14 protein-coding genes and 1 pseudogene are annotated in these 13,812 nt (G+C 45.9%); 5 read left to right on the forward strand and 10 right to left on the reverse strand.

Annotation, left to right across the window (positions count from 1 at the left end; translation table 11 throughout):
- Positions 1-5: 5 nt before the first annotated feature.
- Positions 6-647, forward strand: a complete 642-nt coding sequence (locus EYB58_RS21635; protein WP_111959265.1) for an L-threonylcarbamoyladenylate synthase — start codon at positions 6-8, stop codon at positions 645-647.
- 490 nt (positions 648-1,137) lie between these two features.
- Here EYB58_RS21635 and EYB58_RS21640 read toward each other — a convergent pair whose 3' ends face one another.
- Both EYB58_RS21640 and EYB58_RS21645 read right to left on the reverse strand, forming a co-directional pair.
- A complete protein-coding gene (locus EYB58_RS21640) occupies positions 1,138-1,731 on the reverse strand; it encodes a toxin-antitoxin system YwqK family antitoxin (RefSeq protein ID WP_111959267.1) in 594 nt (197 codons plus the stop codon).
- A gap of 88 nt (positions 1,732-1,819) precedes the next feature.
- The gene (locus EYB58_RS21645; protein WP_111959269.1) at positions 1,820-2,314 is read right to left on the reverse strand and encodes a hypothetical protein; all 495 of its coding nucleotides are present in this window, start codon (positions 2,312-2,314) and stop codon (positions 1,820-1,822) included.
- A gap of 340 nt (positions 2,315-2,654) precedes the next feature.
- Here EYB58_RS21645 and EYB58_RS21650 point away from each other — a divergent pair, with 340 nt between their 5' ends.
- Positions 2,655-3,071 carry a transposase gene (locus EYB58_RS21650; RefSeq protein WP_111959271.1) on the forward strand — a complete coding sequence of 139 codons (417 nt, stop codon included), beginning with the start codon at positions 2,655-2,657 and terminating at the stop codon, positions 3,069-3,071.
- Between the two features lie 616 nt (positions 3,072-3,687).
- Here the strand turns inward: EYB58_RS21650 and EYB58_RS21655 are convergent.
- The 6 genes and pseudogenes from EYB58_RS21655 to iscB form a co-directional block, all read right to left on the reverse strand.
- A complete protein-coding gene (locus EYB58_RS21655; protein WP_111959273.1) occupies positions 3,688-4,692 on the reverse strand; it encodes a phosphotransferase in 1,005 nt (334 codons plus the stop codon).
- Positions 4,676-4,876 carry a hypothetical protein gene (locus tag EYB58_RS21660; protein WP_111959275.1) on the reverse strand — a complete coding sequence of 67 codons (201 nt, stop codon included), beginning with the start codon at positions 4,874-4,876 and terminating at the stop codon, positions 4,676-4,678. Before EYB58_RS21660 ends, EYB58_RS21655 begins: the two co-directional genes overlap by 17 nt.
- 3 nt (positions 4,877-4,879) lie before the next feature.
- Complete coding sequence (locus tag EYB58_RS21665; RefSeq protein ID WP_111959277.1) at positions 4,880-5,134, reverse strand: hypothetical protein; 255 nt, start codon at positions 5,132-5,134, stop codon at positions 4,880-4,882.
- 322 nt (positions 5,135-5,456) lie between these two features.
- Positions 5,457-6,002, reverse strand: a complete 546-nt coding sequence (locus EYB58_RS21670) for a rhomboid family intramembrane serine protease (RefSeq protein WP_111959296.1) — start codon at positions 6,000-6,002, stop codon at positions 5,457-5,459.
- Between the two features lie 89 nt (positions 6,003-6,091).
- A complete protein-coding gene (locus EYB58_RS23665; protein ID WP_207309104.1) occupies positions 6,092-6,556 on the reverse strand; it encodes a hypothetical protein in 465 nt (154 codons plus the stop codon).
- A gap of 51 nt (positions 6,557-6,607) precedes the next feature.
- A pseudogene (gene iscB / locus EYB58_RS23670) lies at positions 6,608-7,384 on the reverse strand (RNA-guided endonuclease IscB).
- 641 nt (positions 7,385-8,025) lie between these two features.
- Here iscB and EYB58_RS21680 point away from each other — a divergent pair.
- Genes EYB58_RS21680 through EYB58_RS21690 form a run of 3 tightly spaced genes read left to right on the forward strand, consistent with a single transcriptional unit; the run spans position 8,026 to position 12,028 of the window.
- A complete protein-coding gene (locus tag EYB58_RS21680) occupies positions 8,026-9,510 on the forward strand; it encodes an HD domain-containing phosphohydrolase (protein ID WP_170299820.1) in 1,485 nt (494 codons plus the stop codon).
- Positions 9,503-10,426, forward strand: a complete 924-nt coding sequence (locus tag EYB58_RS21685) for a DUF362 domain-containing protein (RefSeq protein WP_111959280.1) — start codon at positions 9,503-9,505, stop codon at positions 10,424-10,426. The genes EYB58_RS21680 and EYB58_RS21685 overlap by 8 nt, the downstream gene beginning before the upstream one ends.
- Positions 10,427-12,028 carry a 4Fe-4S binding protein gene (locus tag EYB58_RS21690; protein ID WP_111959282.1) on the forward strand — a complete coding sequence of 534 codons (1,602 nt, stop codon included), beginning with the start codon at positions 10,427-10,429 and terminating at the stop codon, positions 12,026-12,028.
- Here EYB58_RS21690 and EYB58_RS21695 read toward each other — a convergent pair.
- Together EYB58_RS21695 and EYB58_RS21700 are read right to left on the reverse strand one after the other, a co-directional pair.
- Positions 12,008-12,901 (reverse strand): cation diffusion facilitator family transporter, encoded by an 894-nt coding sequence (locus EYB58_RS21695; protein WP_111959283.1) that lies wholly within the window; start codon positions 12,899-12,901, stop codon positions 12,008-12,010. The two genes, EYB58_RS21690 and EYB58_RS21695, sit on opposite strands and share 21 nt — an antisense overlap.
- 87 nt (positions 12,902-12,988) lie before the next feature.
- Positions 12,989-13,792 (reverse strand): DUF3108 domain-containing protein, encoded by an 804-nt coding sequence (locus EYB58_RS21700; protein ID WP_111959300.1) that lies wholly within the window; start codon positions 13,790-13,792, stop codon positions 12,989-12,991.
- Between the last annotated feature and the right edge of the window lie 20 nt (positions 13,793-13,812).

Here is a 13,812-nt window from a genome sequence, read left to right on the forward strand (position 1 = left end):
AAAAAATGGTCCAAAATAAAACCATCCGGGTGGACAAAGACCACCCGGATCCTGATATCATAAACCAGGCCGCCGGCATTCTTAAAACCGGCGGCCTGATTATTTTTCCGGCTGCCTGCCTTTACGGGGTGGCGGCCAACGCCCTGTCCGCCGATGCCGTTGAAAAGGTATTCCAGCTCAAACAGCGCCCCCGCAAAAATCCGATTCTGGTACTGATAAAAAATACGGACCAGCTTGACGGCCTTGTTAAAACGATTCCGGACAAGGCCCGGATACTCATGAACCAATTCTGGCCCGGCGGCTTGACCCTGATCTTTGATGTGACAGACAGTATTAACCCCAAACTTACCGCGGGATGCAGAAAACTGGGCATCCGCCTGCCCGGACACCCTGTGGCCAAGGCTTTGGTCAACAGTGTTGACTTTCCTGTCACCGGCACCAGCGCCAACCTGTCCGGCCGGCCCGGATGCACCAAAACAGATATGCTATGTCCCGAAATTATAGAAAAAGTCGACCTGGTTCTGGACGCAGGTCCGGTTAAAGGCGGTGCCGGTTCAACGGTTGTTGATATAACCTGCACACCGCCCAGAATCCTGCGCCAGGGAGCGACCCCCGCCAAAGACATTTATGCATGCCTGAAAAATTGATCTAAGAGCCTGTTTGGTAATTAGGTGAGATTACCGTTTGATAATTTTGGTGTCATGTTCGGGTTAAAATCATATGGTACAAAGAATTTACCGTTGGGAGTGCTCAATTTGCCAGGAGCACAAAATACCCAACTTTACATAACCTTCTCTCCTTTTTAACCGGACTGTCCATTATGGATGGTCCGGTTTTATTTTGGCCAAAACAAAAAAAGCCGAGCCATTGCTGACCCAGCCTTTTTAAAATCATATGAAGTTTAGATTTAGCTTTTTCTTCTGGATAAGGGTACCGTCCAGATTCGTGCGTAAATGCACTCTAATAGAATCCCCTGATCTTAACTTTTAGTATAAAGTTAAGATTAGGGGGGGGGGGGCTTGCCGAAATCCAAAGAACTGGCAGATGAAGTCAACGCCTTTTTGGGAAGGCGGCTTGATGACACATAATACCATGATTGTTCACCTTGTTATCAATCATCATCAGATCTCTGATGGCCTATTCTATATCACCACCATCATTTATTTTTAGAAGATGGGCCTTTGTCATTTTCCTCTTGGTCTTACCATCTTCTGAAAAAATAAAACCCGAAACTACTTTGCCTTGTTCAAAAGTCATATCTTTGTGAATAGGACCTGACTTATAAAATATTTTATAAGCGCCATTTAGCTTGCCATCTACAAGTTGAAAACTGCGCTCCAAATTACCATTTTTATGATATACTTTTTGAAGGCCGTGTTTTACGCCATTTTTATATGGCATATTAAAATGTAACTTACCTGACTCAAAATAAAATTTATAATCACCTACGGTCTTCCCATCTTTATATTTTCCTTCACCTTTTAAATAGCCCGATGGAAAATACTGTTCAGCAGGGCCATGAAGCCTGCCATTTTTATATGACACGATGGATTCTAATTCACCTGAATCATAGTACATGTAATAAGTACCATTTAAAGGTTGTTTTGAAGCCTTATCGTACAAAAAATCATCTACAAATAAAACTTTACTATAATCAAGAATTTTACGCTCATCACAAATACCAGTCGCAGAAACAAATAGCACAAGAACCCCAACTAAAAACTTTTTCAATAATTTAACTCCTTCGGTAGTAATTCAATACTCTCCTCATGACCTACCAGATCTCAAAGCAAGTCTGAGCTTATAGATTTGTTATCTGTTATTTTTTATATTTACATTCACCTGTTACTCGGTCGTCTGCCATTGAAAAGCCACATTCAAATTCTATAAACTCATGATCTATGTCACCATATTCATGAACTTCTGAAAAATATTCTCTTTTTTCTATTGGTGACTTACAATGGGGACAGAAATACTCAGATGCGATTTCTTTAATTTCAGATAGTTGGTTTTCTAACTGTTCTAATTTCTCTTCTTTTTCACTGATTGTCTTTTGAGTGTATTCTTTATCTTCTGACAATCTCGATAGTTCATCTTGAAAAATATTGATTCGCTCTGAAAGTCTTTTTGCAAGTTTATCAGGGGTGTTGTTTTGTGCGATTTCGATTTGTTTTGAAAGGAAATCGTTCTTTTCTTTTAACAACTCAATTGTTGCATCTTTTTGTTTAACCAAGAGCCTATATAATGAGAACAAGGCGATTAAAAAAGAAAAAATGGTCGCTAATTGTGTATAAAATATGGTGTCTATAGTCATTGTGATGCTATTTCATCCAGATAAAGGTAGAGCGTTCAGAGGCCTTCGAGCTAAGCAAGGGCGTCAAGGATTTTATTTTAATTGTTCTTTTCTGCATAAAACATCATCTATACAAAAATCCTTCACCGTTAGGATTTGTTTTCAATTCCGGCATATATTTCATATTTATAATATTTTTCCATATACTAAATAAGACTGTAGTCATAACTGCATCCGTTTTATGATGTTCAAGGTCGATGTTAACAACATCTAACCCGAATAATTCATAAAAAAGAGGCAAAATCCTCTAAAATAGTTTATAATTCAGTTGCTTACACTCAACTATAAAGAGAGTTTTGCCATGACTGAATGTACCACGAACCACATAGAATTCACAAGATGTAACGGGCGTAAAATTCAAGCAAATTTTAAGGGCGGAGAAATTACTTCAGATGCCGGTGTTCTGCTTTTGAAGCAAGCAGATAAAATGATCGGATTGACAAAACGTATCTCGATCAACGATTCTCGTTGTAAAGGTAATATTGACCATAAAGCTGGCGATATGCTTCGCCAAAGGATTTATGGACTTGCCCTGGGGTATGAAGATTTGAATGACCATAGTTCTCTGCGTAAAGATACAGTTATCCAGACTGCTATCGGCAGCAGTAAGGATCTGGCCAGTAGTTCCACTTTATGCCGGTTTGAAAACTCGGCAGATCGCCAACTCTGCTGGGAAATCAATAAGGCGTTTGTCGAGATCTTCCATATTGATCGTTGATTTCGGGTCTTAATTTCAGGTCGGGCCGCACCAACAGATTGAAATAATAATAAATACCCTATAAAAACGCCCTGATTTAGTATCTATTTCCCACTTTTCCAGACCAAAAAGAACGATATAAAATAAATTGGAAAGATAAAACAACATTTTCAACGATCAAAATGCTGACGGGCAAGCCGCAGATTTTTAAATGTTAAATGCAAAGAATTGAGCTATCGCAGAGCGACACATATGTCTATTATGTGTCGCCGAGAACATTGTGAATAAAGGCGTTGACTACTTATTATATTGATAATGTCAGTTCAAATATTATTAACGTATAAATAGATCCCGGATTAAATTATTCCGAGCCGCGACATGTAATTGTGCCTAAAAAAGTGGCTTATTGGAAATAATGTTACATGGTTTTGAATGATCTCATTTGACAAAACTTTCAATGGAATAATTTTTATAGTCCATATTTTCCATTACAAATTTTTCCACGCATTTTTTCTATAATTTTACGATAAAACTATAGATTGCTAATTATTACAGCACCATAAAGTTGAAATAGTTTTACCGTTCCGATGTATCTCGTCCATAAAAGGGCTATTCTTCTTAACCGGGGGGTTGCCGGCTACTGGCCGCCGGTCGGCCCCTTGTTCCAAATGCTTCTCAACTCGTCCATGTGGGTCATCAGGATTTCCATATACCGGGCTTCCAGATCCAGCATCTCGGTATCGTTATTCCGGAGCCATTCAGACAGCCAGGCAAAGCGCAGGGCCAAGATATACTCCGGGAACAAGTTCCAGCCTTTTGGGGAAATGATGTTGGCATTTTTTAACTCCCTGACAAAGGTCATGACCATGGGCATACCCAGGCCTTCAGGGTCTTCGATGCCAGCGCAGCCCACCAGGTTGGCGGCATCAAAAATTTCGGGCTTGAATCCGGAGAACTCCCAGTCAATTACCGCTTTGATTCGGTTTCCGTTCCAGATCACATTGAGCGGGTGAAGGTCCCCGTGGCAGAAAGAGGTCGGAATCGTATCGTGCTCGGGCATAAACCGGATTTCAAGAAATTTGACAAAGGGCAGATAATGGGCATGGACCCCTGGATTGTTGTCTTTAACCTGGTCCATCAGAACGGAAATATAATCCGGCAGGGAAAATAATGTCCCGGGAACAATGGATTGGATACCCATGGAAGCTTTATGAAGCCGAATTAGAAAATCGGCAAAATTTGCGCCCATCTCCCCGGATGATAGGTAATCGGGCCGTTTGAGTTCTGTGCTGTCCAGGAAGGCAGAAACCTGAAAGCAGCTGTCCTCGTAAAAGGGCAGGCTTTGTCCGGATTGGTTCGGTTTGCAGGCCAAGGCCTGAGTCAGCCCGTTTTGATTGAGGAAATCCACGGCCCGGGCAACGGTATGGCGATGGTCGAATTTGTCCCGGGTATATTTCTCCAACAAAAAGAGCGATCCGTTTTTATCCTGGATCACGGCCCGTTCAATGGTCCTTTCCGGACTGCCCTGGATGTGGCAATCATCCCGGAGGCAGTGAAAATCAATGCCCCATTGTTTAAAAAGCCAGTGGGTGAACTCCCTGGACTGAGATTCACCAGGCCGGAAATCAGATAATTCGTGCAATCTGCTCTTCCATGGCGTCTTTGGGCATGGCCCCGGCTACCTGGTCGATGACCTGCCCGCTTTTCTCCAACAGCAGGGTGGGCAAGCATTTTCCGCACTTAAGGCCCTCATCCATGCGGGCTTCAAGCACCCGGTTCTTGGCACCGCATCCTGTGCATTTTATTATCAAACTGTCGTTGGTCATTTATTATATCTCGTCTTCCCCCTGAAGGATTATTTGAGGTTTTTTTACCACACCTTCACGTAGCTGAGAAACCATTTTGTGAACATCACCACGGTTAAGGTTTAACTTTTTGGCAATCAGGTCGTTTACAAATATTTCGATTGTAATAAAATTTTCCAGAAAAACAAACGGCCTTAGGCCCATAATCAAAATAAACCCTCCCATATGGTTTGCCTTTTCATCCGTCTTCTTCGTTGTGACAATGAGCACATATTTCAATATGCTCCCATTACCACGCCTTGAATACGAATGAAAATTTTAAACCATATTTTGGAAGGTTTTATTCCGATCATGGGCCTTACTGGACCAGCGGGAGTATTTGAACAGAAACTTACGGTTTCATACTCACGGGGCCATCTCAAAGCGTAAATTCCTGTGTTGGGTTGTGTACCTTTGTTTAAAGGAACCCTTAAAGCCGGACTATTGACATAAAATTTGGGGGAATTGGGGGCATTTTCATGGGATTGCAGCCGATTTATCAAGTACCAAACAGGCTCTTAGACTCTGCAACGCGTCAAATGGGTATTTTCCCGGCTAAATATTATCTATTCTTACCCCTTAAAAATCCAAACCCCGCCCCAAAAAGTCCTCCCGCCAGATGGCCAAAGTGGGAAATCTGATCGACCTTCAAAACTTGGGTCAATTCAGATCCAATATAAATCACGGCCACCAGAATAAAAGCCAAAGGAATTTCCCCATCTCTGAAATTTGAAAAGGAACTGAGTAGAATCATCATAAACACAAGACCGCTGCCCCCCACAAGGGAGGTATGAAAAACCACCGCACTGATCAACGCGGTTGCCGCAGCCGTTATCACCATCATTTCAAAAAGCAGCCATGAGCCGTATTTTTCTTCCAGAAGCGGCCCTAACAAAAGAATCATGATCAGGTTACCCTTGAAATGAGTCCATCCGGCATGGGCCAGGACATATGTAAAAAGTCTTGCATAAAATACGGGATCAGAAAACGCCGGCCGGGAAGGGGATGCCAGGCTTATCCCCAGAAAATTTGAGATAGGCAGGGCAAGACAAACAAGGGCCAAGAGGGCATAGGTCAGGACCACAGGTGAATTGTATCTGATTTTCATAAAATGCGGCAAGGAAACCCCTGAGTCTTTAGCTCAGGGGAGGAATTGCCGCCCTCCTTATAATAATTTAGTAGCCCAGACACCGGACGTTAGCACGTTGTATTGTAGGAATAACCGTCAGATGCGTGAAGCAACCTGCAGTATTTCCAGCTAGTGCCCTGCACTGTTTTGTCTACTGTTTTAATGTTAAACGATCCGCTTTTTCTGACAGTGACACGCCCGATGTACGTTCCGACCTTTTTGCCGGAAGTGACAACCGCCTTGACTATGTCGCCCGTCTGAAAGCCTTTGACTTTTTTCTCAGTTGACTTTGCTGTTGTTCGGGGGAATCCGAACTTGTTCACTCTGCACATCTGTCTTGAGCCATGAGCGTCTGCCTTTACAATCAACACGGCCTTGTCGATCTGAAAAATCTTTTCAGATATGCTTTTCCCTACACAGGCGGCATCGAGCCAATGCGTTTTGTGAAGTTCCCTGGTCGTCCGATTGAATTTTGTCAGACCGCCGGAGCCTGTTTCAACCGGCAGTCCGGTTTTCTTCAGGGTACGGAACAAGTCCCATCTGGTGGCATTGACGGCTCCCGCATCCTTGAGTGGTACTTTGGACTACTTTTGAATTCGCTTCAACAGTTTCGGTTTCCTTGAAAGGAACTGTTCGAGCGGCTTGTCCCCCTTCTTTCTGTTGCACTCCGTACAGGCCAGTGTCAGATTGCTGACTCTGTTTGAACCACCTTTCGATTTTGGAACGATATGTTCAATCTCCAATGGGATATCTGTTTTTCCGCAGTAGGCACACTGTCTATCCCACTTTTCCAGAAGGTATTCCCGTACCTCATAGCCCATGAGTTCCCCCTGCTGATACTCGACACCGGATATTTCAGGATTCTGTATCTTCTGCATGTCAAACCGAACCAACTCCATTGAAATTGCCTGAATATTGCAAAATCGGCACAACCGGTTGACCCAGGTTTCGATATTGTGAACCCGACTTTTTAATGAAGGTGGCAGCCATCCTTCCGGCCTGGTCCTGTTCTCAAAGCGCGGTTTCCTGTATCGCGTTTGCCGATTTCTCCGGGATCTTCTGATTGCTCTTCTCGATTCCAGATTGTTTTTGATCTGTTGGCCTTGATGTCCCAGTTCCATGGCAAAAACAATTTCTCAGGTATCGTCTTTAATAACGGCAATTCCAGTGTCTCTACTGCCCGGATCAATCTTGATCCGCAATGGATTTGATTCCACGTCTAAGACTTTCTCTTTCAAAATGATCGTGAAAGGGAACTGTCTGAAAACCGCAGCTTTCCCTTCTGTCAAAAGCAGTCTTGCCTTTGCCGGATGTACCGGATTCTGAGGTTTTCTGTTTGTATCCAGAACAAATACGCTCAATTTTAAAATCCTCTTGTTTCCAAGATAATGTTTGCCTCGTCAATGTTATGATCGGGTTTGGCGCAAGCAGCACCTGCTTAACCCCTTAAACCTGTTTAACCACTTGCCGTAGAGCCTGGAGCTGGCAAGCACCCCAGGGTACCTATTTCCGATCTAACGTAGTGCTCGAAGCACTTAGACTGGTCAACTTTGGGGCCTTTTCAAGCCCCTAGGTCTTCAGCCGAGGGGTAGTTGACTTTCGCTCCCTGAACTTTTGAATAACAGCCATTGACTAACCTGGTTTGTTGGCAACCCAGCTCAAGTCACCACAAAACATGAAAGTAATTTAATAGCTTATTGTAAATGTCATATAAACCTAAAAAATGAAAAAACACTTATAAAACCAAAAAAAAAGCCATATGATTGCCTTTGTATCCGGCCGTATCAAGATCGGCTAAGGTGACGGATAAAGGAATGAAAAGAGCCGATTTATGAGGTTGTTGGACAAAATATGCCGATCTGGCTGTTCTTGTCCGGTGTCGAACGAATTTCACTTGCTGGACGCGACTGGTTTCAATCTTCAATATCGGCATTTTTCATTGATATTTGCTAAAATCTGGGAGAAAATAGGGTTTACATTCATCTTTAATTTGGTGAAGACAATGGCACGAAGAACAATTCATTATATAGTGGCGTTCGTGATCCTCGGAATATATGGCGGCCAGGTCTGTCCATTTCTGGAGTCCCTGACCATCCTTCAACTACTGGCACCTATCTTCGTGACCATGGCGCTGTTCTATCTGCTGCAGGTCATGGTCTTTAATAAAGCCATAGAGAAAACGCTTCTCAAAAAGCAGTCCATCCGGGTGTTTCAATTCGATCTGGGATCCTTTTTTCTTTCCGGCATTATCATCATGCTATTCAACACCGTCTATTACAGTTTTCCCCTGGGAAGCGGGTTGAAGATTGTTTTCGCTTTATTCCTGATGGGATTTTTTGCAGCCATTGATCTCAGTCTTGAGAAGGAGTGGGTTCTAAATCGCCGTTTGGAAGCCTCGGGGGACTGGATTGAACCGGACCTGCAGTTCTTCTCCCATCCCAAGAAACTGGTTTTGTTCAGCTCTGCCTGTATGCTCCTGGCAGCCGGAATCATGTTCCTGGTGATTAACAAGGACCTGGAGTGGATGGCCAAAATCGGCAACGAAATTCCGGTGGCGGACGCCCAGCGATATATCATGACCGAAGTGGGATTCGTGGTGGGGGTGATCCTGCTCTATATGTTCACCGTGATATACGCCTATTCCAGGAATTTTCGAAATTTTCTGGACAAGGAGACAGTTGTTCTCCAGGAAGCCACAGGCGGAAATTTCGCTGTTCATGTCCCGATCAGCAGCAACGATGAGTTTGGTGTGATGGCAAAGCACACCAACCTGATGGTGGAGGGATTAAAGCACAGCACGGAAGAGCTGGCGAAGACAAGGGATGTTACGATTCTGTCGCTGGCCTCGCTGGCTGAGACCCGGGACAATGAGACCGGAAGCCACATTCTCCGGACCCAGCGCTATGTCAAGGCCCTTGCAAAGCATTTACAGGGTCATCCCGATTTTCGAAGCAAACTGAATGATGATACAGTGGACCTGTTGTATAAATCGGCCCCGCTACATGATATCGGCAAAGTCGGTATTCCTGACAATATTCTGCTCAAGCCGGGAAAATTGACGGATGAGGAGTTTCAGATCATGAAGTCGCATACAACCCTGGGCGGTGAAACGCTAAGAATCACGGAAGAGCGTCTGGGTAGCAGTTCATTTCTCAATCTCGCCACAGAAATAGCCCTAACCCATCACGAACGATGGGACGGCACTGGTTATCCAAAAGGAATTGCCGGCGATAAGACACCCATTTCCGGCAGACTGATGGCGGTGGCAGATGTGTATGACGCCTTGATCAACAAGCGGGTGTATAAGGAAGCTTTCAGTCATGACAAGGCAAAGGAAATTATTCTGGAATGGCGTGAAAAGAATTTTGACCCCCGTGTTGTTGATGCATTTATTGAAATTGAAAAACAATTTATTGAGATCGCCGCCCAATTCCAGGATAATGTTCCTGCAATAGACTTTAAAATAAGGAGGACTTATCATGAATAGACGGGATTTTTTTAAAAAGGCCATCACTAGCGGGATTGCTGCAGGCTCCTTTCTCGCCTTTCCCAAGGCCAACCGATTCTGGAGCACACCTTCCAACGCGTCTTCACTCCCGTATGACCTGGTGGCGGTGAGGGGGGGTGAACCGGACACCATGTTTGATGCAGCCATAAATGCCCTGGGCGGGATAGGCACCTTTGTCCCCCGGGGCAGCCGGGTTCTGGTCAAGCCCAATATCGGCTGGGATGTACCGCCAGAGCGGGCCGGTAACACCCACCCTGCCCTTGTGGGGGCTATTATTGCCCAGTGCCTTGACGCAGGAGCATCTAAGGTCTCCGTGTTCGATCATACCTGCGACAACTGGCGCAGATGCTATAAAAACAGCGGTATTGACGCGGCCGTAAAAAAGGCGGGCGGAGAAATGATTTCCGGCGACAGCCAAGGATATTACAAAACGGTTACCGTCCCATCAGGTCTGCGCCTGAAAGAAGCCGAAGTGCACCAGGCCCTATTGGACGCAGACGTGTTCATCAATGTACCGATCCTAAAGCACCACAGCTCTACCATGCTCACCATCGGCATGAAAAATCTCATGGGCGTGGTCTGGGACCGGTGGTTCTGGCACCGCAACGACCTTCACCAATGTATCGCAGATTTTTCCTCTTTTCGTAAACCGGATCTCACGGTGGTGGATGCCTACAACGTGATGAAGCGCAACGGTCCCAGAGGCGTCGGTGTCAATGACGTGGTCTCGATGAAGGCCCAGGTGGTCTCCAGGGATCCTGTGGCTGCGGATGCCGCCGCAACAAAACTGTTCGGTATGGAGCCGGGTGATATCCGCCATATTAAGATTGCCTCACAGATGAATCTTGGGCAGATGAACCTTAAACACCTTGCCATCAACAGAATCAAATTATAGATGAACCCGCTCGTCCTCAAGCCGTTGCGCGTATGCCTTGCCCTTGCCTTTTTCATGGGCACAACCCTGCTCTTTCTTGATATCTGGAATACGGGCATCCGGATGTTTGCCGACAAACTGCTCTTTTTACAGTTCATCCCATCATTGCTTAAATTTATGAATCATGCAGCCGTCGGTGCTGCCGGGTTCATGGTGGTGCTTGGGATCACGCTTATATTTGGTCGAATCTATTGTTCGGCTATCTGCCCCCTGGGTATATTCCAGGATGTGATATCAAGGGTATTTTCAAAAAGTGCATCCCCAGGCAAGAAGACAAAAAGCCCGGGATTCAGGTACAGCCCACCCCGCAATATGCTGCGGTATAGCATACTTTTGGCAACCCTCCTCTTTTTTGCGGCAGGCGCCACGCTTATGCTCAATCTGCTGGATCCATTCAGCAGTTTCGGCAGGATGATGACTCATCTTTTCCAGCCCGTTGTCATCTTTTTAAACAACGTAAGCGTTTCCCTGGAAGAAACATTAGGGAATCACGTGCTGTTCCGGATCAGACTGCAGGCTGTTGCACCACTTTCCTTTAGCATTGCCCTGGCAAGCGTTATCCTTGTGGGCTGGATGAGCGCCCGGCACGGGCGCCTTTACTGCAACACCCTTTGCCCGGTGGGAACCCTGCTGGGCCTGATCTCAAAATTCTCCATAGTCCGGGTAGGCATCCATGCCAATTTTTGCCGGTCCTGCGGAGAATGTCGGCGGGTCTGCAAAGCAGAATGCATTGATGTCAAAACAAAACAAGTGGATGTCAGCCGCTGCGTTGGTTGCTTTAACTGCCTTTCCGCCTGTCCGGACCAGGCCATGGTATACCAGTCGCGTTTTAGGAGGAATCTGCAGCCCCGCATCCACAAAAACGCCGGCCAAAACCGCCGCAGCTTCATATTGACCCTGGCGACCGGCAGCCTTGGTATGGCTGCCGGCAGGGTCAATGCCACACCCAACTCTCCGCCAAGACAGGCCCGGCCCACCACCATTGTCGAGAATAAAACCTGCCCACTCTCACCGCCGGGCTCCGGGGGTATTGAAAGATACACATCCATTTGCACCGCCTGTCACCTTTGCGTATCAGCCTGCCCCTCGAATATTTTAACCCCTTCGGTATTTGCCTTTGGTGTTTCCAACATGATGCAACCCCAGATGAATTTTAACAGGGGACATTGCGATTTTGACTGCACCGTCTGTTCAAACATCTGTCCAAGCGGTGCCATCCTGGCCCTGACAACCGTGCAAAAGCAACAGACCCAGGTGGGCGTGGCCAAATTTATCAAAGAGAATTGCGTGGTCTATACGGACAACACCAATTGCGGGGCCTGCTCCGAGCACTGCCCGACCAAGGCCGTTACCATGGTACCCTATATTAATGCCGCGGGCCGCAGTCTTGTGATTCCCAAGATGAATGAAGCCATCTGCGTGGGATGCGGCGGATGTGAACACGCCTGTCCTACCCTGCCTTATAAAGCCATCTATGTGGATGGAAACCTGGTGCACAAAACGGCTGAAAAATCCCAGGAAAAAAAACCGGAACAAGATACCTCACAGGACTTTCCTTTTTAGATCTGAAGGGTCAATATGTACCCGGACATCACTGACTTTATCCATGTGCACCCGGATCATCTCCCGGACCGACTCGCCTATGTCATAGGCCATTTGCACAGTAATCTTTGGATCCACCACAATGTCCAGATCCACAAGAAAAACAGCCCCGCTTTGGCGCATCCGTATTCCATGCACGTTGTTCACCCCGTTGACGGCGAGCGCAAGCTTTGTCACTTCCTGAACTTTGTTCTCACCCACAGATTCGTCCATGATCTGTGCCACCGCGTCCATGGCAATATCATAACTCATCTTGAATATGAACAGGGCCACCACAATACCGGCCACAGGATCCAGAACAGGATATTTTAACTTGGCACCAATAATACCGATCAAAGCGGCAATGGACGAAAAGGCGTCTGACCTGTTATCCATGGCGTTGGCAATGGTTGACGGGCTGTTGGTTTTCACTCCGGCCCTGTATGTGAACTGAAACATCAGCTCGTTGACTATAACTGACAAGATTGCCGCATATATGGCTGCATTTCCCGGGGTATCGAGACATCCATGCCGGATTGTTGTGATGGCAGTTCTGATAATCTCGACACCTGCCGCGGCCAGCATGCCCACCACCACCAGGGTAGAAATCACCTCCGCTCTGCCGTGGCCGTAAGGATGTTCTTTATCCGGGGGTTTCTGGGCAATTTTCAGGCTGATATAAACAAACACGGATGCAAAAATGTCCGAAGCAGAATGTACGGCATCCGCAACCATAGCACTAGAGTTTGACACAATGCCTGCCCAACCCTTCAGAACCGTTAATCCAAAGTTCCCCGCAAACCCAACAACCGCCCAGTATCGGGCAGTCTGAAAATCTTTATCATTTAATGTCAATTCTTGGCTTTGCCCCCTTTAATTATCTGCTCCTGAAAAAGCCGGTTGGGAACCCATGCATGCATGTCATAATGTCGCTATCCGCTGTTATCGCACAGAAACAAGCTCACCAATGATTGAACCGACAATCACTTTAGACTGGATACGGACCGGAAGACGCCTTTCATCCGAGGTAATCCATAAACGCAAAGTGGGCTTATCGCTTATTTCAAACACACCGCCAAAATGGATAAGCTCAGGCTCAATCACATAGGTATCATAGGTGGTATTAAAGCAAGTGATGGTCTCTTTTCCCAGAACCTTTGCCCGGCCCATAAAAGATCTTTTCCCGTCAGTGATGGGAAATTTGATCTCCTTTTTGGTGCCTAAATCCATACAACGTAATTTATAAAATGCCGCAAGGGGATCAAATGTACCGGGAGGAATCGTTATAGGCTTTTTGCCGGCATTGAAATTTGAATACCTGGCTATACGTTTTTCCCAGTCAAACTGCACCAGGATATCGCGTGGTTCACTCCCTGTCTCTTTTTTGCCATAACGAATTGAATGGCCAAGGGCAAGGTCCGTATAAGAGTCAAGCTTGGCACGAACTTCATAGACGACATCCACCAATGGAGAGGTTTCCACCTTCAATGAAAAGTGTCGGCAAGGTTGTTGGTCGAGCTTTGTCACGGGGAGAACATAAAAGGACGCAACGCCGGCCTCAACCGTCTCCCAACGAATCTGATATACAAGCTGTTCTCCCGGAGAGAAGGGCAGTGTCTTTTTTGACGTTTTTTTATCCGCCGCCTCTACCGAGAAACCGCACAACAATGACAAAAACAGCAGTATTAAAAAAAAAGAACGGACAGTAACAAGCTTGGGCAACGCCCGCATCTGCGGTAATGTCATATTATTCATTAATAAGGGTT

This window comes from Desulfobacter hydrogenophilus (assembly GCF_004319545.1).
Taxonomy (GTDB): Bacteria; Desulfobacterota; Desulfobacteria; order Desulfobacterales; family Desulfobacteraceae; genus Desulfobacter; species Desulfobacter hydrogenophilus.